The sequence below is a fragment of the Lactobacillus corticis genome (assembly GCF_018327645.1).
GTDB lineage: Bacteria > Bacillota > Bacilli > Lactobacillales > Lactobacillaceae > Lactobacillus > Lactobacillus corticis.
Genome location: NZ_BMAY01000048.1, coordinates 1 through 238, shown reverse-complemented (window position 1 = coordinate 238; position 238 = coordinate 1). Strand labels below are relative to the sequence as shown.

Genomic DNA, 238 nt, shown 5'->3' with positions numbered 1-238 from the left:
TACCTTACCAACTAGCTAATGCACCGCGGGCCCATCCTTTAGCGACAGCTTGCGCCGCCTTTTAAACACTCGCCATGCAGCTTGTGTTTTTATCCGGTATTAGCACCTGTTTCCAAGTGGTATCCCAGTCTTAAGGGCAGGTTGCCCACGTGTTACTCACCCATCCGCCGCTCGCTTGTATCTTTGTCCATTCCGAAGAACTTCTAAAGGCAAGCTCGCTCGACTTGCATGTATTAGG

At 50.8% G+C, this 238-nt stretch carries 1 rRNA gene; it reads right to left on the bottom strand.

Going from position 1 to position 238, the window contains the following annotated elements:
* Nucleotides 1-238: ribosomal RNA gene (locus KI210_RS08660) — 16S ribosomal RNA — on the bottom strand; the annotation flags it as partial.